This is a genomic window from Desulfomonilaceae bacterium (assembly GCA_041662605.1).
Lineage (GTDB): Bacteria > Desulfobacterota > Desulfomonilia > Desulfomonilales > Desulfomonilaceae > CAJBEZ01.
The window spans coordinates 13,162-34,925 of the sequence record JBAZSD010000024.1 but is presented as its reverse complement, the minus strand read 5'-3'; the positions used below and the strand labels follow the sequence as shown (position 1 = coordinate 34,925).

Below are 21,764 nucleotides of genomic sequence, written 5' to 3'. Positions count from 1 at the left end.
GAACCCTCTGGCTGTAGTACTCACAATATCTTGACGAGTCCGTGCGGCTATTGCATGGACAGGTATCGATATTATAAATACAGTATTTACTCATACATATCTTGAATATGTGGTACTCGGCCTTAGTCAAGCTGGTTACGCTAGCATTTCGTGGCAATCGTTTCATTGTAACTCCATAACTTTTGCAGAGACTGGTTCATTTGATGACGCCTCTCACAATTAGTGTTCCCGCACTTGGGGAAATCCCGACCGCAATTTGACTCGCAATCGAATAAGAACTGTTTTTCTAAATCCGTTAATTTACTTTCCATGTTATCCTATTAATCATTAAAGTGATTCAATACAACATTCATGAATTCCCTCCCTTGCGTCTGATTTTTACATTGGATTGTTAGGAACAGATGAATATTCTATTAGAGGTATGTAACCTCAGGTCCTTAATAGTTGCAATTTTATGAATTGTCATCAAAATAATTTCATTTTTATCAATCAAGCCTAGGGAGGGAACATGAACAACCTGTTTGTGCTGATCTCTTCTCTAACGATCTTGAGCCTGTCTCTGGCCCTCGCTCTAGCGGAGACCAAAGGTGGTGTGGCCGTACTCGTGTTGGATATTCAGGGCGATTTCACAACGGCTCATAAGGGTTCGCTTGCCGTGCCAAATACTGATATGCCCTATCTGGAAAAAGTCTCCAGAGCCACTGAGCAGTTGAAGCAGGCGGGGCTGCCGATTTTCGCCAGCCAGGACTGGCATCCGGCGAATCACATGTCTTTCGCATCGAATCATGAAGGTAAGAAACCATTTGAGACAATCAAGCTGAATGACGGCCGCACTCAGGTTCTTTGGCCGGTCCATTGCGTGCAGGGAACCACAGCGGCTGAAATCCTTGTGAAACCCGACATCATCACTAAAGTCATCCAGAAAGGCGCTGACGCGAAGTTTGACTCGTACTCCGGGTTCATGGACGACGGTGGCGCCGGCACAGAACTGGATAAGGCGCTGAAGGCTTCCAGCGTCAAGACGCTGATCGTCTACGGAATCGCTACTGATTATTGCGTGAAGGCCACGGCGCTCGATGGGCTGAAGCAGGGGTATAACGTTTATGTTGTCGATGATTTATGCCGTGGAGTAGCTGACAACACTTCAAAGGCGGCCCTGGAGGAAATGAAAGAAAAGGGGGCTAAAATCTGGCCTTCGCTTGATCTGGAGAAAATCAGGAACCTTTAAGTTATTTGGAGCCGCGTCTATCACTAATACAAACGGGGTCGAGGAATCCACCCTCTGTCAGAGAGCCGTCCAGTTGCATGTAATAGTTTTGGTTTTGACTCTGGTCCTGCGCTGTTTGCCTTCGATCGTTGTCAGTTGGACGCTCATGCATATCCCTCGTCCATGTTCCGGGGTTCATATTATGACTCCCGTCGGGCAACTAACAATTTTTTCTCTCAGTTTTCGTCCAGATTGGGCTGAAACATTATAAAATACTCCTTTGATGAATTGATTTTCGGTATGGCAGACGCAGCCCCAAAGAATTCGGAGGGTATTGGCTGGTTGGTCCGCATCCAGACTAATTCCTTGACTCTTTTAGCAAATTTACTATATAGTGTCGGCTCATAGCCTGTGGATCAACTCATATTTTGTGTCAAGCGGTGGCGACCCCCACTGGTGTTAAAAGCAAAGATGTTTGAGAATCAACTGGATGTCCCATGCGTAAGACCTTTCAATATAGAGCGGAACTCAGCCCATCAACGGAAAAAAGACTAAACGATTGGTTGTCGCTCTGTAGGGATCTATATAACGCTTGCATAGAGCAACGTAGAGACGCTTGGGAGAGATGTGGCAAGCGTGTAGATTGGGTCAAACAGTCAAGCGAGTTAGTTGTTTTAAAGGCTGAGTTTCCACAATACAAAGGTAGTGATCGCTACGACTCTTTTACCTTTCCCGACACACAATGGTGGTCTCTAGATGGCCGTAACGTTGTCATCAAAAAAATTGGGAGATTGAAATTACAACTATCCCGACCTATCGAGGGTAACATAAAGACCGTAACGGTTAAGCGCTCCGTCTCAAATAGGAAGAAAGCACAACTTGCAGTCGCTAAATGCCACGAGAAGATCACTAATCAGCGGAAAGATTTCATCACAGAGACGGCACGTCAGTATGTCCATGATTACGGTCTTGTAATGGACAGAGATATTCTAGCAGCCAAGAATATTTTAAGGGCCGGGCAGGTCCTTCAGGCGATAACCGGACCGTTAGGCGCGGTTGCCTAAGAATCCCTGGACGCAAGTCCTGGGGGAGTGTCAATGAAGCCGAAATTAAATATGGTAAGCATTGTTCTTCCGTTGGCGCTCTTTGTGGTCCTTTGTCTCACCCTTTCAGCCACTCCATCTCATAGTCAGGATCTTTCTTCGTGGTTCTCATCAGGGACCTGGTGGGACTGGTCGGACTATCGTGCAACGATGAGATATCGATATTTCGCCCCGAGGTTGGTTTCAGGATATCTGAAGCGCCCTAGCGGCGGCCAGCTTAAGGAGTTCGACCTCTTATCTTCGGACCTGCACAATTTTGATCCGCAGCCTGAGCCATTCAACTCCTTTATGTTCCAACTGCAGGTGGATCGCTTGGGCCTGAGACTGACTGTTGACGAAGACCTGATTTTTCGAGGGGCCTTTTTTAATCCAAATGATAACGGTCTTACTAGGATTTCAGAGCTTGACTTAAGCTCTTCGAGGGCGGGGCTTAGCCTCGACGTAATTCGATATCCATTTCTGCGTGCCGGCATTGACTTCGAATATAATTTCAGCGGGGTGTCTTTTCTTGTAAACAGGGGAAGAGTAAATGTCGACGATAATGAGAGAGACTATTTTCACACTACTAGCGGTCCTGCAAGTCTCGGTCTTCATATATTCGCCATACCGGCCCGCTTCAGGGAAGTGCCATTAACGGTCCAGGGCAAGATCTTATTCGCTTTTCCGTACTGGAACAAGATCTGGGGCATAGAGCATGAATCCAGAATGTTCGAATGGGAAGTGGCGGCCGGGGCGAGACCTGCTGTTTGGGACGCCAGCGCCTTCGGGCTCTCCACATTCTCTTTAGGAATAGAAGCCGGTTTCAAATCCGTCACGCTGGACGCTGAATTCAATGATTACGTATCAACGCATGCCCAATGGCAGGGTCCTTTCTTCCAGATTGGCCTGTATTACTGATCCCCCTCCTGGGAATCGCCATCAGACATTTTCTTGTATCTATAGCGCTTGTATATAATTATGACGATACTGGGACATCGCTTTTGATCAGATCGTAGGAGGGCTCTCCAATGTTCAGGAATATATTGAATATAGCAACATCAGTGATCACGGATATCCTTATCGGAAAAGTCTGATCTGGCGCCAACTCAGGCCACACACTAAAAATTTGAAGTTAGGTCAACTCGAACGCCCATGATCGCGTCAATACTCCTGCCAGGATTTGTGCCATAATTATTTGATGCTGTTGGGGTTCTCCAGGCAGGAACACTCTTGTCGACACAGGCGTAGCTGAACCACTTTCCAGGCTGCCATCTGCAAACTATCGCTTCAACTTTCCAGTTTTCTAAAAGCTTCCATGCTAAACCTACATCGACTTCATATTCCAATGCAGTGTCTGGAATTGAGGGGGAGGTACGTATGCAGATGATTATCATTTGCTAGCTCCTACAAATATGACTTGACACTTTTATTTGTCCCTGGTATTTAACTTCGCCATTAATATGCTTAGATAACAGTTTGGGGTGAATTCTCTCATGGAGATTTGCCTCTGAGCCTTGGCATCCCCCCGTCAAGGCTTTTATTTTGTACTAATCTCTTGGGGTATAAATCAATCCAAGTCTCTTAACTGTCTATAGTCCTGAAATGCTGTGGATAAAATGCTTTTCCGCCAGTTAGAGTCTGACATGTAAACAGATGAACTAGGAGGGTATATTTACAGATTTTTTAAGAACCGGTGAGTATTTCCATGTAATGACAGTACGAGCATCTAGGATTAACGTCGCTCCTGTAAAAGGATTACGGCCTTTACGAGGTTTCTTTGCCTTAACAGCCCATTTGCCAAATCCCGAAATCATGACATCTTCCCCCTGTATCAAGGAATTTTTTATCATATCAAGGAGTTTGTCCACAATCTGAAGGGCCTCTCCTTTCGAGAAACCACAATCATCCGCTATCTTTGTTGCAATATCCATTTTGGTCAACGCCATAGACACCATCCCAAGTAGTTAATAACAAAGAATAATATTTAAATAAGTTTAAACACCATCAACAGCAAATACAAGACATTTTAGAAACATCACATTTCGGAAATCAAAATCTTTCATCTTAGACAAACTTAGTGTCATAGGAGCCAATAAAGTGTACGACCTCAGCTTTCCACTATCTTTTCAAAAAGTTAACCATCCCTCTCATCAACATTTTCCACTATCGTTTCTGGTGAAAAAAATAATCACTTTTTCTCCAGAAATAGATATAGTATATATGTCTTTTAATATCTGGTTAAAAGCTAGAGGTTTGCCATTGGAGCCAAAATGCGTATCCAGGAAAAAACCGCTTGTCGTGTAGGAGTAGCTAAGAAAACGGGGTTTTTAAAATGAGTTTAGCAAAAAAATATTTGAAAAGAGCAAAAAAGTTAACCAAAATAACTGAAGTCAATATAGACCCTAATTTATCTTGGGGGGTAGTTTCTGTTGATTCATTAGATGCTGGTAGAGGAAAACCATTGGAAGTAGTGTCTACACATGCTACTGAAGGGGAAGCCGCTACTCAGGTGGCAAAGTTAAGAGCTAATAAAGATATCTATGGAAACCGTCCCGCTTTTAGAGCAATGAAAATGACGGCTACTTTAAAAAAGAAAATGATAGTACAACCTTAAATAGACGGCAGTAAATTAGAGAAATGAAACTGTTTTTCGATATTTCGGTTTCCATTCATATTGGTAGAAATAGTTTGGGGTAAATTCTGTTTTAGAGATTTACCTGTGAGCCTTGGCATCCCCCCGTCAGGGCTTTTATTTTGTACTAATCCCTTGGCTCATATGGCTCTGAGTGTTACCGAAGGCCATCTATGTTGGTCAATGGAATGACTTTATGGCACTTTCAATGGAATCGTAAATTTGGAACACTCTATGAAGCCGGGTTAGCTGTAAAATCTCTATAACTCTGGGGGTAGGTCGGGCAATTTTCATTTCTCCATTATTATTAAGTAGAGTATTTAGGGATGACACAAGCCCACCGCAACCGGAACTGTCAAGAAATAAGGTATTTCCCATGTCTATGACCACCTTGAGGCCCGGTTTTTGAGCCAACCCCTTTATTACATCCTTCAGTTTTGGACCATCAAGGCTATCCAATCTGTCTTCCGTGCTTATAATTGTTACTCCATCTATATGTTCGACATTCATTTTTCAAAACTGGCAACCCACAGGCAAAAGGGGCAGAAAAACAAAGGAATAAATAAAGGCACAGGTTTATCAGAACACTGGCTTAGGTAGCGGGCAAGCCGGTGGTATGCCTTCCCAATAACCTTACAAAGTGAATCCGCACTCCCATGAGATGATACAAGGCGGACTCTAATGCTTACCATTCCTTTACCAAGGAACCTTGATTATGGCGATTCCCCGCCCATTGTGTCAACTTTAATTTTGGGTAAGGAAAGGCACCATTCAAACATGATCAGGCATAAATTGGAGTTTGATATACCTTCCAGAATACCAAAACAACTCGTTGAAACGGAAATGTCTAAGAAAAAACAATGCCTCACAATCCGCTCGATGGCAAATGATGGCGGAGATAAACCAAACCCACCGAAAGGGAGCAAAGGACGGTGGGTTTGTTGTGAGTGAGGGATTGTTCGCTCACTCTACTTTCGAGCTAATCACAGGTCAAACTAGAAATTGGTGAGATATTGATTAGGAAATCATGTGATTTACAGGGCGGGAAATATAGGAACACATAAGGTTGTTCAAAACACCGGCTAGGGGAAACGCTGGTGGGTTTATGCCTTCGGATTAAGCGGAAGATTAAGCGAACAAAATGAATCCGCACTCGTATGCGATGATACAAGGCGGACTCGTTTGTCTGGACATTTACAACAAATCATAATATAAAAACAAATAGATGTACGTTGTTTCGGTATTAAGTTATGAGGAAAACTATAAAGGAGATTATTAACATAATGAAACGTGTTTGCTCTTGGTGTAAGAAAGAACTCGGTTATGTAAAATCCAATTTAGAGGATAAACAGGCAGTCACTCACGGCATCTGCAAGGAATGCGCTATCAAAGTGGTTTCTCAAATTGCCTCTTTGGAACTAGGACGTTCAAAGACAAATCGAATTAGCCAATCTAGCTCGTGAAATTTTTAAAAAGAGCGAGAAGATAACTGTAATTCACAATTAAACTCGATTTATAAGTTCAAGTCTCTACCGCCAAAATTTATAATTAACTCGTTATCAAAAATTAGAAATCAGAAATGGTGTTTTCTCTCTATATTCTTCATATTCCTGTCCAAACCTCTTCCGCAATTCTTTTTCTTCAATAAATTTACTGTAGCAAGTTCCGAGAATGAGAATTAGAAAAGACATAAGCAACCCAATGGTGATGGACTCTAAAATAGTCCCCACACCCAAACAATAAATTACTGCTCCAAGTAGCATTGGATTCCGGCGTTTTCGGTAAGGACCATCTATAATTAGTTTTTGAGTAGGAGCAATAGGAACCGGAGTTCCCTTTCCTGTTTTAACCTCAGAAACAACGGACCAGGCTAATAGAAAGAATCCATAAGCTAGGCACAGGAACCCAAAGATAACCTGCAATATTCTTAGCCGATGGGTTAGCAAGTATTCTTCAATTCCGCAACTGGCTAGTAAGAGAAGAAGAGGAATTATGACGACAAAGAGAGAGGCCCCAACTATTATAACGACTGATTTGTAGATTAAGGACCTTGGTTTTCCAGAGGCTTCAACCATTTTGTCAACTAGATTATTAAGCATAGTAAAACTCTCCCTAGCAGATGCTTTTTGACTCCATGAATTAAAATTATCAAACCGAAATGGTTTCTCCAAAATATTCTCAATCCTGTCCTTGGGTTAACGCTTAAAACACCAATCTCAAATTCCCCCTCCCAGGTCAATACCTCTCGATTTTACTATTACCCTATGGCCTCTTGTCTAAATCACATCATCATCCAGGTTGCGTTCTAGGCTGGAAATAGTCGATTATGCCAATGTAGTTATACACCATATACAACATGGTTATAATAATGGTAGTATTTATATCTCATTTCTGGTATGTAATAATACAAAATAGTCATATCTTTGTCATTTAAGCGTTTGAACTTAGTTGCAGGAGTAATCCAGATGAGCAGTGAAACATTTGTAGCTTCATCTGCTGGTAAGTTTTTGAAGTCTATACCAATCGGTCTCCCACCAAATTGTTAGAAATAGGTCCATTTGTAAGATTCACAGTTAATGGCAAAGATGAAGACGTTTATATTGGGGATTTTATGCTGATGTATCCGTCGGTTTAAAATTGGATAAATCTCTAAAAAAATCTTGCGCAGCCAAAAACTTTTTCTCTCAAATTTTGTCTAAATATTACTGAGGGAGGTGAAACGACCATGGCAGAATCAGTAAAAGAAACACTTTATGTGATTCATCCCCCAAATGGACCCGTGTTCCTTGTGTATGACAAAGAGGTGGCTGAATTGTTATTATTAAAAGCAAACGCCAAATTTAAGCAGGACCTTAAACTGGAAATACATGAAAGGAAAGAAACGGACCACAGAAGAACCTCCAACTGAAGCTGAAGCGAAACTATCTAAAGAAAACAATGGCCTGTTGGTTTGGTACAATTGAAGGTGACTTTTATTTTGATTAGTTTAGACTAGTTTATGAGCTTAGCCGGTGTTATTTTTTCTACCATTAATGCATATCCTTATGGTTCGACATGTGAGGAAGTTACCCGACCATCTCAAAAGGAGGACATTAAAAAATGCGTACTCTAATTCCGTGGAGATGGAAAGAGGGGCAGAGCGGTCCTGATAATATGCTTACCGAATTCAAAAAGAAGGGCAACGACCTATTCAACCGAGCCTATGGCAGTTCGAGGTGGTTGCCTGCATTTCACTTTACTCGTGGTTTTACCCCCTCATTTGATGTTTACGAGACTGACGAAGACATAATTGTTAAAGCAGAATTGCCTGGGGTAGACCCGAAAGAAGTTGAAGTTAACCTAACGGGGTCAATACTTACAGTCAAGGGTGAAAAGAAGGAAGAGCGTGGAGAAAAGACAGCGAATATGCATAGAATTGAAAGGTCTTTTGGTAGTTTCTCACGTTCCGTAACCCTGTCTGGTGAAGTCAAAGAGGACCAAATAGAGGCTACTTTTAAAGATGGGGTGTTGAACCTGAAACTACCCAAGGCTGAATCAAGCAAGAAACGCTCAATCAAGATTGATATTAAATCGATTTAAGAAAGGAGGCTCAGGCAATGTTCTCGCCTCCCTCATAAATCGATTTCAAGCAATTATGAAGAAGAAGTGAGCGTTATTTGACAGTTTTGTGCAGATGAGGACGTTCATTAATCTGACTGATTCATGTTCTGGGCTTATAAACTCATCGTTATTTTACTATCTCAGGCCAACACCACACGCTATTACATTCACTTCCAATAACTTCTCTCCTTATCTAAACCACATCATCGCCCAGGTAGCGTTGTAGCCTCGAAACACTTTATGATACAAATATAGTTACAAGAGTAATAGAATATGGAAAGAATAATGGTTTGATTAGAAGGTATTTGCTGTGTAATTTGATATAGAATAGTTATCTAGTGATTAATTAGTGTCCTTGACCTTGGTTACAAAGGTGATTCAAAATGACCAGTGAACCAATATTACTTTCATCTTATGGTAAATCTTTTCGAGTTTTATAAATATCTATAATGTACGGGTACAATTAAGGACTTGCCACTACAATAGGAAAAGTTTTGTTAGAAAAACCAAAAGAGGAACGAATGAAAACCGGATCAGCTTCATATTCGCCACAAGTAGCGTTTGATCTCGGCTCTAAAACAGGATGCTACCGCTTAAGCCTAGAGTCCAGATACTTTTAAGGGTGTAAAAATTGTACGATGTCGTCAAGTAATCATTACGGAGCCTATCGCCATCTTTACTGGTTCCGGTCAGTTCTCCTTTTAGTTGCTCGTAAGAATACTGAGCATAGACTCCCATCAAACCGTTGGGGGTAACATTTATATTGCCATCTATCTGCAATTCTATGAACCCACCCTGCGTCAGAGAGCCGTCCAGTTGGATGTAATCCACTTGGTCTCGCGCTGTGTGGGCAACTTTCTTTGTCATGAAAGGCGAGCCAAGCGCCTCAAACCGAGCCTTCCAACACGGCCCATTCATAACCGTTTGCATACCTATAAAAGGAATCTGGGACGTGAAATCATCCCTAAGATACGAATTAGTCGCATCATTGTTGGATGGCTGGTATGACCATGATTCCTGACGAAAGCCGCCAACCAGACTGTACCTGTAAAAACCTTCGTAGCTCAGATTATATAGTCCGGCAGCCTCCCAAAACCAAAATTGAGGCTTAATTGATGCTGAGAGTTCTCTCCAACCAACAAAGAAATCAGGAATAAATGGAGTATTTGGATTAGCAGTAATAACACGAACTGGACCACTACTTAGGGTAACCGTCCTGTCAGAAGCCAGAACGCTCGTACAACCTCTAAGTCGTGCTGACACTGATGGAACAGGAGTTAACTCTACCATCCCATCGAGTACTGGCAGATTGTTATTGTAGTCGATTCGTAGCCGCTCAATCGGGTTTGCGAATCCTATCGTTATTTCACCGGGAGGAGGCGAAGGGTTACCGTAGTTCTGCGTTCTGAGGACTGGGTCATCATATTTGCTGAGTGTCTGGTTGCTAAAGAGACATTCGACACGGAAGGATACGTCCGCATTAAAATGCCTGGGAATCCACTGGGCGTAAAGAGGTAGTGCTGTACAGGTCAGGAAGAAAATTACCGCTGCAATTGTTGTCACGAATCTAGTCAAGACACAACCCCTGCAATTCATTAATAATAAAAACTGATATTATTATAGCTAGTTTTGGCAATAATTGAAAGTATTTTCTTGCTTATATAACACTCCGGCATCCCATGTGGGGCGTCCAAATTCTAAATGACTGTTTGAAGCGCGGACTTTTTCATGAAAACCCCGTCCTGTTTGCGTTCCAGCAGATAGAAAGAATTTGCCATTAGTTATGGAAATCGTGTACCTATTTGGGGCCTGGACGATGGTTCTTAAACACGTCTATGATCTTTACACAAAATTGGTGGCATGAGCGGGAAAGCGTTTTCGCGCACCCGGAATTTCCACTCGGTGAGGCTGCGACACGGAGTTATGATCTCTCGAGCCGCAGATGACAAATTATCGAGCGAGATAAAAACGATGAACTCTCCTACCAAAGTTGTTGGCGATGTGCAGACACGTATAAACCGGTTTATCCTCCTGATAGCCGCATTCTGGACCATAGTCATCCTGGCTGTCGCCGGGCTCCAGTATCGCGCAGCCTATTCATCAGCAATGGCTACCGCACGCGCAGGTCTGTTCCACAGCTACAACAAGGAACTGGTTTTCCGTAGTTGGTCCGCGCGCCACGGTGGAGTTTACGTCACTGTTACCCCAGATACCCCACCGAATCCTTACCTGGCCAATATTCCCGAAAGAGATATTATAACGCCATCAGGGAAACAGCTTACCCTGATGAATGGCGCCTACATGACCCGTCAGGTCCAGGAACTGGGAGAAAAGAAGTTTGGCCACAAAGTGCATACCACAAGCCTCAAACCGCTCAGACCGGAGAACGCGCCCGACGAATGGGAAAGAGAGGTTTTGCTGGATTTCGAGCGAGGGAAAAAGGAAGCGTTTTCCCTCGCTCCCATCGGTAATGAAACATATTTACGGCTCATGCTCCCGCATGTAGTGGAGCCGGATTGCCTAAAGTGTCACATCAATCAGGGATATAAAGTTGGGGATATTATTGGCGGAATAAGCACATCAACACCGTGGAAGCCTGTCGAGAAAACTTTGTTCGCGCAGATACGCAATGAAACTATAGCGTATGGGGGAATATGGTTGCTGGGAATCCTGGGGCTGGCTCTCGGGCGCAGCAGTATAAAACACCAGTTCTCAGAGCGAAAAGAAGCTGAAGTCAGGCTCCATAGCGCTTTCAAGCTGCAAGCCCAATTCCTGGACACCGCGGCTACCGCCATATTCACCATCGACACCGCCAGGATCATCACAGGGGTGAATGATGAATTGTTAAGGATAACCGGTTTCGACAAGGAAGATGTGGTGGGAAAACCCTGTGATTTTATATTGGGCGAGCCGTGCGACAGGGTATGTCCGTTGTTTGGTCCTGATTCCAGAGAGCGGATGTTCAGACAGCAGTGCACGCTGAAAACCAGGGACGGCAATCAGCGAATCATATTGAAAAACTCAAGTATTACCAAGAACGATTCCGGAATTGCGGTGGGTTGTGTCGAGTCCTTTGTGGACATTACCGATCTTATCGAAGCCCGCAGCTCGGCCGAAAAGGCCAGTCTGGCAAAAAGCCAGTTCCTGGCTAACATGAGCCACCAAATCCGGACACCGTTGAACGGTGTCATTGGTATGGTAGACCTCTCTTTAGGCACTGAGTTGAATGAAGAACAGCGGGAGTACATGGAGACGGCAAAGATATCGGCCGACTCACTGCTCACCCTGATAAACGACATTCTGGACTTTTCCAAGATCGAAGCGGGCAAACTCGAACTCGTGCCAATCGATTTCAGCCTGAGGGACTGCATAGCCAACACGCTGACGACTCTCGCGGTCATCGCTCACAAGAAGGGGCTCGAACTGATTTACGAGATCCCTGCCGAAGTTCCGGATTATGTAACCGGAGATCCGGGGCGTCTCCGACAAATCCTTGTGAATCTGGTCGGGAACGCTATCAAGTTCACCGAAACGGGCGAGGTATCGGTTCGTACCCAACTGGAATCGGAAACCGACTCTGAAATATGTCTGCAGTTCACCATCACAGACACGGGCATCGGAATTCCTGTACACAAGCAGGAGAAGATTTTCGACTCATTTGAGCAGGCCGACGGTTCCACCACGAGAGAATATGGTGGGACAGGACTGGGCCTTGCCGTTTCCACTCAGCTTATCCGAATGATGGGTGGGACGATATGGGTTCAAAGTGATGTTGGCCGGGGTAGCGTGTTCCGTTTCACTGTTAATCTGGGATTACAGGCCCAACCTTCGGGCATGTTTATTTCCTTCGAATCTTCGAGTCTGATGGATGTTCCTGTACTCGTGGTTGACGACAACGCTACCAACCGCCGCGTGCTGACGCAGATGCTGGCGAGCTGGAACATGAAGCCAGTTTCCGTGGATGGCGCCGGCGCCGCTTTAGTAGAGATGAAACTCGCTTACGACAGAGGTACGCCCTACCCTGTAGTTCTTATCGATTATATGATGCCCGACACTGATGGATTTGAGTTGGCCGCACAGATTAAAGGCGATCCGAATCTCAAAGAATCGATTCTGATCATGCTTACCTCTGCCGGAGAACGGGGCCATGCCGCCAGGTGTGTCGAACTGGGCATAGCCGCGTATCTGATGAAACCAGTGCGGCAGTCGGAATTGTTCGACATTGTCTGCTCGTCGTTGCACGAGACCGGCTCCGGAAAAACCAGCGCCTCGCTATTGACCCGACATGCGATCAGAGAAAGTAAAAGACGTTTGAAAGTTCTTCTTGCGGAGGACAATCCTGTCAATCAAAAATTAGCCACCAGATTGCTGGAGAAGATGGGACACAGCGTTACGGTGGTGGAAAACGGTCGGCTTGCGTTAGCAGCCTTTCTGAAGGATCAATTCGACGTAATATTGATGGACATTCAAATGCCCGAGATGGATGGGTTCGAAGCTCTTGCCGCAATCAGGAAAATAGAAAAGTCTCAGGATGGTAAACATATTCACGTTATAGCCATGACTGCGCACGCCATGGCAGGTGATCGTGAACGGTGCCTCGAAGGGGGCATGGACGGTTATATATCAAAGCCCATCAACGTTAAAGAACTCGTCGAAGCTATGGAGAATCTCCCACCGAACAACCAGATGATAAGTTAGCGCAAAACCCTCAAAGCAGAACATTTTCAATAAACAAATTGCGCTGAAACATTATAGCGCCATTAATGGTCTAGAAAACCAAGACCTTGTTTAAACGCATAAGCTTCACCCAAATTAATCAAAATTAAAGGGGTGGTAACAATGGCGAAGGGGAACAGAAAACATCGCGGAGCCGTGTTCAGCGCCAAGACGCCATTGGACGCCATCTTCCGGAACTTTTCTAATTACGCTGTTCGTTAACTAACTTCGAAAAGGAGAACGTTATGTCCCAAAACAAGGGTCGAGCGAAACGAAGCGAAAAAGGCCTGTTAACCCCTGACAACTGCGTTGTCGCCCTGATCGATTTCCAGCCTCAAATGCTCTTTGGCGTTTCCAATTTTGACCGTCAAACGATCATTAACAACACCGTCGCGCTCTCAAAAGCCGCTGAGGTTTTCGATGTCCCTGTTATCCTCACCACGGTTGAAACCAAGAGTTTCAGCGGGAACCTCTGGCCTCAGATTCAGGCTGTCTTCCCTGACCAGACGCCTATCGAACGTTCCACTATGAACTCCTGGGACGACAGGAACTTTGTTTCCGCTGTTGAGAGGATCGGCAAGAAAAAGATCGTATTGGCCGGACTATGGACTGAAACCTGTGTGGCTCTTCCGACTGTGCAGGCCCTTCATGACGGGTATGAAGTTTATGTTGTCGAAGATTGCTGCGGCGACGTTAGCGCTCTCGCTCACGAAAACGCCATGAAGCGAGTGATTCAGGCCGGAGCCTCGCCCGTAACCTTCCTCTCCGTGATGCTTGAGTGGCAGCGTGATTGGGCGGAACGCGACACGTATGACGCTGTCATGGACATCGTCAAGAACCATTGCGGGGCGTACGGCGTTGGGGTGGAGTATGCGTACACGATGGTTCACGGGGCGCCGGCGACGAAGTTTCCTGAATACATCGTTCCGACTGCGGCCACTGGACACAAGTAACGGCCTCTGAGTGGGATCGTCAGTACCCTTTACCAACAAACGACAGATTGATAAAGGAGGCCCACATGGAGCCCGACAGCATACTTCATAACGCCAAGATAGCCACAAATGGCTTACCGTCGTTCGTCGAAGCGATCGCTATCAAGGACGGCAAGATCAGCGCCGTCGGAACCGGTGATGAGATTCTACGGCTGCGTGGGCCCGCGACGAAAGTGATTGACGTCGGGGGTAGAACAGTTATCCCTGGGCTGAACGACTCCCACATGCATCCAATTCGAGGCGGGCTTAACTACAACATGGAGTTGCGTTGGGACGGAGCGCCATCGTTAGTGGACGCTTTGCGCATGCTGAAGGATCAGGCGGCAAGGACGCCGGCGCCGCAGTGGGTCCGGGTGATCGGAGGGTGGACAGAGTTCCAGTTCGCGGAGCGCCGAATGCCGACTTTGGATGAGATCAACCGGGTCGCTCCCGACACGCCGGTTTTTGTGCTGCATCTATATGACCGGGCGATTCTTAACGGGGCCGCATTGCGCGCCGTCGGTTATACCAGGGACACTCCCGAGCCCCCTGGCGGCGAGATTCAGCGAGATAAACGCGGCGCCCCCACGGGGCTGCTCATAGCACGCCCGAACGCCATGATTCTGTATTCCACGCTAGCCATGGGGCCGAAGCTATCGCGCGAGGACCAGATGAACTCGACCCGTCAGTTCATGCGCGAGCTCAACCGCTTCGGCATTACAAGCGTCATCGACGCCGGCGGCGGTTTTCAGAATTACCCGGACGACTACGGGGTCATCGACGAACTTCATAAGCGAGATGAGTTAACCGTCCGCTTCGCATACAACCTGTTCACACAAAAGCCCGACCAGGAGTTGTCAGACTTCCAGCGATGGACGCAGATGACACGGCCCGGGTTGGGCGACGACTTCTACCGGATGAACGGCGCCGGCGAGATGCTCGTCTTCTCGGCGGCCGATTTCGAAGACTTCCTTGAGCCACGCCCGGAAATGCCACCCGTGATGGAGGCCGAACTCAAGGAGGTCATCCGTCATCTCGCCGAGAACCGTTGGCCGTTCCGCCTCCACGCCACGTACAACGAGACGATCTCGCGCGCCTTAAAAGTATATGAAGAAGTAAATCGCGAAGTTCCATTCGACGGTCTTCACTGGTTTTTCGACCATTGTGAGACGATCTCCGACCATAACATCGAGCGCGTCAAGGCGCTAGGCGGTGGCATCGCAGTGCAAGACCGGATGGCGTTCCAGGGCGAATATTTCGTCGATCGATACGGAGAAAAACAGGCGCAACGAACCCCGCCCATCAGGCGGATGCTCGAGTTGGGTGTCCCGGTCGGCGCGGGCACAGACGCAACGAGGGTCTCAAGCTACAACCCCTTCATCGCGCTGTACTGGCTCATCACCGGCAAAACCATTGGGGGCGCTGCGCTCTATCCCGAGAGCAACCGGCTCGACCGCATGGAAGCGCTTCGCCTCTACACAGTCGGCAGCAGTTGGTTCTCCTCCGAGGAGAGCAAAAAAGGCTCAATCGCGCCGGGGCAATTGGCCGATCTTTGTGTTCTATCCTCCGACTACTTTTCGATACCGGAAGAGCGGATCAAACAGCTCGAATCGGTACTGACCATCGTCGGAGGCCGTGTTGTGTTCGCCGCGGACGAGTTCCAGCGCTTGGGGCCACCGCCACTGCCCGTCAGTCCCGACTGGTCGCCGGTTAAAGCTTACGGCGGGTACGCCGGAACAGGAGCCACGCAGACGAAATCGGGGGCGCATACAGGCGACCACAGCCACGCGGTTGGGACACATGCGCACAGGTGGATACTTGGCGATTCCGGTCTGTGGGCCCTGGGCTGTGATTGCTTCGCCTTCTAGCGTCCAATATCAGGATTAACGCCCCTGATTGGAGATGAACATGAAAATCCTGGTTGCCTTACTCGGAGGGAGCCTCCTGCTACTCGTCCTATGGGACGCTTTTGAAACAATCATCCTTCCCCGACGTGTAACTCGCCGATTTCGCCTTACCCGTCTCTTTTTTCGGTATACCTGGCTAGCCTATTCCGCTATTGGTTCATCTCTGTTCTCAGCAAAGCGTAGAGAAGGCTTCTTCAGCTTCTATGGTCCTCTCTCGCTGCTCTCGCTGGTAGGAGTGTGGGCGCTCAGTCTTATAATCAGCTTCGGGTGTCTGCAGTGGGCCTCAGGAGCAGGACTCCACACCCCGGATGGTCAGCAGAGTTTTATTACGGACCTTTATCTGAGTGGCACGACCTTTTTTACTCTGGGGCTAGGGGATGTTTCCCCTCGCACTACACTCTCGAGACTCCTCGTTGTCCTGGAAGGAGGAATGGGATTCGCTTTTCTGGCTTTGATCATCGGGTATGTGCCTCCACTAAATCAATCCTTTTCCCGCCGAGAGGTTGGTATTTCCCTGCTGGACGCACGCGCCGGCTCACCTCCGACCGCAGCGGAACTTTTACTCCGACACCGGGACACTGACGGAATGCAGGCGCTGCAGGAACTTCTCCACGAGTGGGAGCTTTGGTCAGCCGAGTTCCTCGAGATCCACCTGTCTTATCCGGTGCTTGCGTACTTTCGTTCACAGCATGACAATCAGTCCTGGCTTGCGGCTCTCACAACCATCCTGGACACTACTTCGCTGGTTGTGACCGGCGTGGATGGGGCCTGTCAGCGTCAGGCCCAACGGACTTTTGCCATGGCGCGACACGCTGTTGTGGACCTGGCAATAATTTTTCACACTCCGCCGCTCCAGTCGGCCCGGAATCGGCTTTCTGCAACCGGCCTGGTCCATTTACGATCTATTTTGGCGGCCTCCGGCTTGAAGCTTAGCGAAGGAGACGCCGCCGACCAAAAGCTTACGGAGCTGCGCCACATGTATGAACCCTACATTTACTCGCTTTCCAGGTATTTTCGAATAACCCTTCCACCCTGGATGCATGAGGTCGCGCATCGTGACAACTGGCAGATGAGTGTATGGGGGCCGCGTTCACGTTCATCTCGCAAACGCGATACAGGGCATTTCTAGGTCACAAACAAAGGAGTACGATGATGGCTCAAATGAGAAAGATCAGAAAGGTCCTAAAGAGTAAACCCACGATAGAAGGAGCGGGGGTTCACCTTCACCGGGTTTTTGGATTCACCCATGTCCCGATGTTCGATCCGTTTCTCCTCCTGGATGATTTTCGCTCAGACTATCCTGAAAACTACATCAAGGGTTTCCCCTGGCATCCGCATCGCGGGATTGAGACAATTACGTATGTGATCCGGGGGGACGTAGAACATGGTGACAGCATGGGCAATCAGGGTGTCATATCCGCGGGCGACATACAATGGATGACCGCCGGTAGCGGCATCATACACCAGGAGATGCCTAAAGGAGACTCAGGCGGCCGGATGTACGGATTCCAATTATGGGCCAATCTACCGAGGTCTCACAAGATGATGGACCCACGCTACCGTGACGTCAAAAGCGGACAGGCGCCGGAAGTATTGCTTGAGAATGGCGCGCGGGTCAGAGCGATATGCGGCCAGATGGGCGACAGGCAGAGTCCGGTTCGCGATATAATCACCGACCCGGAATATCTTGATGTAACAGTCCCGCCCGGATCGGAATTCATTCATCCTACCAAGCGAGGCCACACCGTATTCGCTTACGTAATCGACGGCAAGGGTTGCTTCTGCAATGAAAAGAAACCGTTTTCCTACGAGATTGAGGGGACCAATTATTTTGACATGCAGGCAAACCCGTTCATAAGCAACCGCAGCCTGGTCCTCTTCGGGGACGGCGACCAGGTGATGGTCTCTACGGAGAGTGACGCCGTCAGATTTCTCCTAATATCGGGTAGACCAATCGGTGAACCTGTGGCCTGGTATGGACCGATCGTGATGAACACACAGGATGAACTGAGAATCGCGTTCGAAGAATACAACAATGGCGAATTCATTAAACACAAAAGATCGTAATTTCCAGCGTCATTATTATGAATCAACTATCAAGGAGGCGGAATCCATGGCGGAGAAAACTGATGGGCGGAATTTTCTGAAGGTGAAACTGAATGTTAACCGCAAAGAGTACACGGTCGCCGTCCCGCCCGATACCCCGCTTTTGTGGGTAATTCGGGATGAGATTGGTCTCACCGGAACAAAGTACGGTTGCGGCATATCGGTCTGCGGCGCCTGTACCGTGCATGTGGATGGCAAGGCGGTGCGGTCCTGCCGAACTCATGTTTCGGATGTAGTGGAAAAGGAGATCACGACGATCGAGGGGCTTTCCGCGGACGGGAATCACCCGGTTCAGAAGGCGTGGATCGAGGAGGATGTCCCGCAGTGCGGATACTGCCATTCCGGCCAGATAATGACCGCCGCTGCCCTTTTAGCGGAGAATCCAGCGCCATCGGACGAGGACATAGACGTGGCCATGTCCAACAACATTTGTCGGTGCGGAACCTATCAGCGCATCCGTAGCGCCATTCACAGAGCGTCGGCGATGACGACTGAAGGAGAGCTGAAAAAATGATCGAGATCATTATGAAACCTCTGGAGGAAATTCCATGCTGAACCCATTCGTTCGCATCGGCTCTGATGAGACGGTTACGATCATCGTCAACCATTCGGAAATGGGACAAGGGGTATACACCTCCTTGCCTATGCTGGTGGCGGAAGAACTCGAGTGCGACTGGAGCAAGGTTGTAGTTGAACCCGCTCCCGTTGATCCATCCTACAATCACACCCAATGGGGAGTTCAGGGGACTGGCGGCAGCACGAGTGTGTTAAGCGAGTGGGAACGATTACGCAAGGTCGGGGCTACCGTTCGTGAAATGCTCATTGCAGCGGCGGCCGACACGTGGAAGGTAGACAAAGAAAGCTGTCGAGCCCGGAATGGCAGGGTGATCCATTCCAGCGGGAAACATCTCACCTACGGCCAACTTGCCGACAAGGCCGCTACAATGGCCGAGCCCAAAGATGTTCAACTTAAGGACCCATCTGAATTCAAGATTATCGGTAAGCCGGTAAAACGGCTGGATACCCCTGAAAAGACCAACGGAAAGGGAGTGTTCGGCATAGATGTAAATATCCCCGGTATGCTTGTCGCTGTTGTCTCGCGACCCCCGGTGTTCGGCGGAAAAGTGTTGAGCTTCAACGCCGACAAGGCAAAAGCCGTTCCCGGCGTCAAGGACGTGGTACAGGTTCCATCGGGAGTCGCTGTTGTCGCGAGTGGCTTTTGGGCAGCCAAGGTTGGGCGGGACGCGCTCGAGATCGTCTGGGATCATGGGGACAACGCGACGCTTTCCACAGATGGCATGCGGGAACAGTACGCAGAGCTGAGCAAAACGACGGGGATAGTGGCGAGGAAGGACGGAGATCCTCAACAGGCGCTCCAGAAGGCCGCCAAGGTGTTGACTGGCGCATATGAAGTCCCGTACCTGGCCCATGCGTCAATGGAGCCCCTGAACTGTGTTGTAGATCTGCGTGCCGACAGTTGCGAGATCTGGACAGGAACTCAGGCCCAGACTCTGCACCAAATCGCGGCGGCTCAGGTCGCGGGTCTGGATCCCGACAAGGTGAAAATTCACACTACACTTCTCGGCGGCGCATTCGGACGAAGAGGCAATCCGCAATCGGATTTCGTCGTGATGGCAGTGCAGGTGGCAAAGGCGATTAAGGCCCCGGTCAAAGTAGTCTGGACCAGGGAAGACGACACGACAGGGGGATGGTACCGCCCGATGTGGTACGACCGAATCTCCGGCGGGATCGATTCCGATGGAAACATCGTCGGCTGGCGTCACACTATTGTAGGCCAGTCCATCATGACAGGAACGCCTTTTGAAGCAGGCATGGTTTCCTCCGACGGAATCGATGAAACTTCGGTTGAAGGGGCGAAAGACATTCCGTACGAGATCCCTAATATTGTCGTTGACCTGCACACTACTAAAATAGGCGTGCCGGTCCAGTGGTGGCGCCCAGTCGGCCATTCCCACACTGCTTTTGTAGTCGAGAGTTTCATGGACGAACTGGCGCATGCGGCAGGCAGGGACCCTTATGAATTCCGACGCAATCTTCTCGCTAATCAGCCCCGGCATCGAGCTGTTTTGGAACTGGCCGCGCAAAAAGCCGGGTGGGGAACCGCGCTTCCCGAAGGCCATGGTCGGGGCATCGCTCTACACAAGTCTTTTAGCAGCTTCGTCGCCCAGGTGGTGGAGGTCTCTGTAAGCTCATCAGGAGAACCGCATGTCCACAGGGTGGTGTGCGCAATTGACTGTGGGAGGGTAATAAATCCGAACACTGTAGAGGCGCAAATGCAAAGTGGAATAGTCTACGGGCTCTCTGCCGCGCTTTATGGCGCAATCACGTTGAAAGACGGCCGGGTGCAGCAAAGCAATTTTAATAATTATAAGGTGTTGGCCATGAACAAAACTCCGAAAGTCGAAGTTTACATCGTGTCGAGCCAGGAAGATCCGACCGGAGTTGGAGAGCCGGCAACGCCGCCAATCGCAGCGGCTGTGGCTAACGCCATATTTGCTCTCACAGGTAAGCGCATTCGTCGGCTACCTATTGAAGCCAAGGGCTTGAAAGAGGCTTGATAATGTTTTGAGGTGTTTCGTAACGACCGTGTCTGGCGCCTGATTCGATCGCTATCGAAAAAATATCATCAATCATGTTTGGCTGATGGGCCTTGCTGGAGACAAGAAAATGCGTAAGAACCTGGTTGTTCAATGTTTTGCCCCACCGCGCATCATAACAATTACCGGCGGATTGCTTTCAGTCTCCGGTTTATTTCCTCAGCGTCAAACATCTCCGAGTCAAAATCCTCTGGTACCCATTCTATACTTTCCTCGTGCTCGGGGTGATCAGGATCACTGATAATGTCCAGGAGGTCCATATACCCCCATGGACCTCCGCTATCCTCAAGTGGGCAGGAACGCTTGCCTTTAAGACAAATCGGATATTGAATCTTTTCGTCAACAGGCAAAATCTTCTCTAGCAGAATCTCGTGTACCCAGTCATCCCCAAAATCATACTCATAGATAAACTTGTCTTTCTCTTCCAGGTTCAATCTGTTCAAACGGAATTTCTTTTCATCCGACCCAAATTCGTCCTCAGGGTCTCCGTATGACTCTCCCTTGATGTTGAACGCATGGAGATGCGCATCGTGCCAACCCATAACCAGTTGTATCGTACTGTGAAGAATCTTGAGAGTGATGTCACTTCTGACCTGAACTCTTCTCCATATTGGTGGTTTAACCCCTTTAAGTGTGACCTTCATCTGATAAATGAGATTGCTTGGGCCTACCGGAGCAACTGATCCATCTTTTGGTTTCCTGGGCATTTTTTCTCTCCATTTGACGAAACCGATGATTTAGAGCGACTCAGTATTTTTGTAATAGCATTTAATGGGCTTCATTAGAAATATGAATTAAAATGATTTTTGTAATTATCACGGAAGATATTGGATCAATTTGTTGTAATTATGGGTCCTCTCAAATATACTGGAAGTAAGTTAAAGTATAATGTTTCGGTTAGAGTTGAACCAGCTTGAGAGAAAAG

At 47.9% G+C, this 21,764-nt stretch carries 19 protein-coding genes; 13 read left to right on the top strand and 6 right to left on the bottom strand.

The window, feature by feature from the left end:
- Positions 1-508 precede the first annotated feature (508 nt).
- From pncA to WC647_15790, 3 genes are all read left to right on the top strand, one after another.
- The gene (pncA, locus tag WC647_15800; protein ID MFA6223773.1) at positions 509-1,228 is read left to right on the top strand and encodes a bifunctional nicotinamidase/pyrazinamidase; all 720 of its coding nucleotides are present in this window, start codon (positions 509-511) and stop codon (positions 1,226-1,228) included.
- 476 nt (positions 1,229-1,704) lie between these two features.
- The gene (locus WC647_15795; protein MFA6223772.1) at positions 1,705-2,271 is read left to right on the top strand and encodes a helix-turn-helix domain-containing protein; all 567 of its coding nucleotides are present in this window, start codon (positions 1,705-1,707) and stop codon (positions 2,269-2,271) included.
- 33 nt (positions 2,272-2,304) lie between these two features.
- The gene (locus tag WC647_15790; GenBank protein ID MFA6223771.1) at positions 2,305-3,207 is read left to right on the top strand and encodes a hypothetical protein; all 903 of its coding nucleotides are present in this window, start codon (positions 2,305-2,307) and stop codon (positions 3,205-3,207) included.
- Positions 3,208-3,407: 200 nt separating this feature from the next.
- Here WC647_15790 and WC647_15785 read toward each other — a convergent pair whose 3' ends face one another.
- Together WC647_15785 and WC647_15780 are read right to left on the bottom strand one after the other, a co-directional pair.
- On the bottom strand, positions 3,408-3,683 hold the full coding sequence (locus tag WC647_15785; GenBank protein ID MFA6223770.1) for a hypothetical protein: 276 nt from the start codon (positions 3,681-3,683) through the stop codon (positions 3,408-3,410).
- A gap of 264 nt (positions 3,684-3,947) precedes the next feature.
- On the bottom strand, positions 3,948-4,235 hold the full coding sequence (locus WC647_15780; GenBank protein ID MFA6223769.1) for an integration host factor subunit alpha: 288 nt from the start codon (positions 4,233-4,235) through the stop codon (positions 3,948-3,950).
- Positions 4,236-4,621: 386 nt separating this feature from the next.
- On the opposite strand from WC647_15780, the gene WC647_15775 reads away from it, so the two are divergent.
- Positions 4,622-4,903: a hypothetical protein gene (locus tag WC647_15775; GenBank protein ID MFA6223768.1), complete on the top strand. Its 282-nt coding sequence runs from the start codon at positions 4,622-4,624 to the stop codon at positions 4,901-4,903.
- Between the two features lie 198 nt (positions 4,904-5,101).
- Here WC647_15775 and WC647_15770 read toward each other — a convergent pair whose 3' ends face one another.
- Together WC647_15770 and WC647_15765 are read right to left on the bottom strand one after the other, a co-directional pair.
- Positions 5,102-5,431, bottom strand: coding sequence for an STAS domain-containing protein (locus tag WC647_15770; protein MFA6223767.1), 330 nt, complete (start codon positions 5,429-5,431; stop codon positions 5,102-5,104).
- Between the two features lie 1,049 nt (positions 5,432-6,480).
- A complete protein-coding gene (locus tag WC647_15765; protein ID MFA6223766.1) occupies positions 6,481-7,020 on the bottom strand; it encodes an isoprenylcysteine carboxylmethyltransferase family protein in 540 nt (179 codons plus the stop codon).
- A gap of 626 nt (positions 7,021-7,646) precedes the next feature.
- Between WC647_15765 and WC647_15760 the strand changes: the two genes are divergently transcribed.
- Complete coding sequence (locus WC647_15760; GenBank protein MFA6223765.1) at positions 7,647-7,829, top strand: hypothetical protein; 183 nt, start codon at positions 7,647-7,649, stop codon at positions 7,827-7,829.
- 191 nt (positions 7,830-8,020) lie between these two features.
- The gene (locus tag WC647_15755; GenBank protein MFA6223764.1) at positions 8,021-8,500 is read left to right on the top strand and encodes an Hsp20/alpha crystallin family protein; all 480 of its coding nucleotides are present in this window, start codon (positions 8,021-8,023) and stop codon (positions 8,498-8,500) included.
- Between the two features lie 594 nt (positions 8,501-9,094).
- Here WC647_15755 and WC647_15750 read toward each other — a convergent pair.
- Entirely contained in the window at positions 9,095-10,096 is a 1,002-nt protein-coding gene (locus WC647_15750) for a hypothetical protein (GenBank protein MFA6223763.1), read from the bottom strand.
- A 396-nt stretch (positions 10,097-10,492) separates the two neighbouring features.
- Between WC647_15750 and WC647_15745 the strand changes: the two genes are divergently transcribed.
- The 7 genes from WC647_15745 to WC647_15715 all read left to right on the top strand — a co-directional run bounded on the left by WC647_15745 (position 10,493) and on the right by WC647_15715 (position 20,800).
- Positions 10,493-13,219, top strand: coding sequence for a response regulator (locus WC647_15745; protein MFA6223762.1), 2,727 nt, complete (start codon positions 10,493-10,495; stop codon positions 13,217-13,219).
- Between the two features lie 263 nt (positions 13,220-13,482).
- Positions 13,483-14,190: a hydrolase gene (locus WC647_15740; GenBank protein MFA6223761.1), complete on the top strand. Its 708-nt coding sequence runs from the start codon at positions 13,483-13,485 to the stop codon at positions 14,188-14,190.
- Between the two features lie 65 nt (positions 14,191-14,255).
- Complete coding sequence (locus WC647_15735) at positions 14,256-16,076, top strand: amidohydrolase (GenBank protein ID MFA6223760.1); 1,821 nt, start codon at positions 14,256-14,258, stop codon at positions 16,074-16,076.
- A gap of 40 nt (positions 16,077-16,116) precedes the next feature.
- The gene (locus WC647_15730; GenBank protein ID MFA6223759.1) at positions 16,117-17,244 is read left to right on the top strand and encodes a potassium channel family protein; all 1,128 of its coding nucleotides are present in this window, start codon (positions 16,117-16,119) and stop codon (positions 17,242-17,244) included.
- Between the two features lie 32 nt (positions 17,245-17,276).
- Positions 17,277-18,182 (top strand): pirin family protein, encoded by a 906-nt coding sequence (locus WC647_15725; GenBank protein ID MFA6223758.1) that lies wholly within the window; start codon positions 17,277-17,279, stop codon positions 18,180-18,182.
- Between the two features lie 46 nt (positions 18,183-18,228).
- The gene (locus tag WC647_15720) at positions 18,229-18,735 is read left to right on the top strand and encodes a (2Fe-2S)-binding protein (GenBank protein MFA6223757.1); all 507 of its coding nucleotides are present in this window, start codon (positions 18,229-18,231) and stop codon (positions 18,733-18,735) included.
- Positions 18,736-18,769: 34 nt separating this feature from the next.
- Positions 18,770-20,800 (top strand): xanthine dehydrogenase family protein molybdopterin-binding subunit, encoded by a 2,031-nt coding sequence (locus WC647_15715; GenBank protein ID MFA6223756.1) that lies wholly within the window; start codon positions 18,770-18,772, stop codon positions 20,798-20,800.
- A 161-nt stretch (positions 20,801-20,961) separates the two neighbouring features.
- On the opposite strand, the gene WC647_15710 is transcribed toward WC647_15715, so the two are convergent.
- The gene (locus WC647_15710) at positions 20,962-21,546 is read right to left on the bottom strand and encodes a plasmid pRiA4b ORF-3 family protein (protein MFA6223755.1); all 585 of its coding nucleotides are present in this window, start codon (positions 21,544-21,546) and stop codon (positions 20,962-20,964) included.
- Between the last annotated feature and the right edge of the window lie 218 nt (positions 21,547-21,764).

Excerpts from the sequence above, each read along its gene's own strand:
- pncA (MFA6223773.1), top strand. The coding sequence starts at position 509 with ATGAACAACCTGTTTGTGCTGATCTCTTCTCTAACGATCTTGAGCCTG.
- WC647_15795 (MFA6223772.1), top strand. The coding sequence starts at position 1,705 with ATGCGTAAGACCTTTCAATATAGAGCGGAACTCAGCCCATCAACGGAA.
- WC647_15790 (MFA6223771.1), top strand. The coding sequence starts at position 2,305 with ATGAAGCCGAAATTAAATATGGTAAGCATTGTTCTTCCGTTGGCGCTC.
- WC647_15785 (MFA6223770.1), bottom strand. The coding sequence starts at position 3,683 with ATGATAATCATCTGCATACGTACCTCCCCCTCAATTCCAGACACTGCA.
- WC647_15780 (MFA6223769.1), bottom strand. The coding sequence starts at position 4,235 with ATGGCGTTGACCAAAATGGATATTGCAACAAAGATAGCGGATGATTGT.
- WC647_15775 (MFA6223768.1), top strand. The coding sequence starts at position 4,622 with ATGAGTTTAGCAAAAAAATATTTGAAAAGAGCAAAAAAGTTAACCAAA.
- WC647_15770 (MFA6223767.1), bottom strand. The coding sequence starts at position 5,431 with ATGAATGTCGAACATATAGATGGAGTAACAATTATAAGCACGGAAGAC.
- WC647_15765 (MFA6223766.1), bottom strand. The coding sequence starts at position 7,020 with ATGCTTAATAATCTAGTTGACAAAATGGTTGAAGCCTCTGGAAAACCA.
- WC647_15760 (MFA6223765.1), top strand. The coding sequence starts at position 7,647 with ATGGCAGAATCAGTAAAAGAAACACTTTATGTGATTCATCCCCCAAAT.
- WC647_15755 (MFA6223764.1), top strand. The coding sequence starts at position 8,021 with ATGCGTACTCTAATTCCGTGGAGATGGAAAGAGGGGCAGAGCGGTCCT.
- WC647_15745 (MFA6223762.1), top strand. The coding sequence starts at position 10,493 with ATGAACTCTCCTACCAAAGTTGTTGGCGATGTGCAGACACGTATAAAC.
- WC647_15740 (MFA6223761.1), top strand. The coding sequence starts at position 13,483 with ATGTCCCAAAACAAGGGTCGAGCGAAACGAAGCGAAAAAGGCCTGTTA.
- WC647_15735 (MFA6223760.1), top strand. The coding sequence starts at position 14,256 with ATGGAGCCCGACAGCATACTTCATAACGCCAAGATAGCCACAAATGGC.
- WC647_15730 (MFA6223759.1), top strand. The coding sequence starts at position 16,117 with ATGAAAATCCTGGTTGCCTTACTCGGAGGGAGCCTCCTGCTACTCGTC.
- WC647_15725 (MFA6223758.1), top strand. The coding sequence starts at position 17,277 with ATGAGAAAGATCAGAAAGGTCCTAAAGAGTAAACCCACGATAGAAGGA.
- WC647_15720 (MFA6223757.1), top strand. The coding sequence starts at position 18,229 with ATGGCGGAGAAAACTGATGGGCGGAATTTTCTGAAGGTGAAACTGAAT.
- WC647_15715 (MFA6223756.1), top strand. The coding sequence starts at position 18,770 with ATGCTGAACCCATTCGTTCGCATCGGCTCTGATGAGACGGTTACGATC.
- WC647_15710 (MFA6223755.1), bottom strand. The coding sequence starts at position 21,546 with ATGCCCAGGAAACCAAAAGATGGATCAGTTGCTCCGGTAGGCCCAAGC.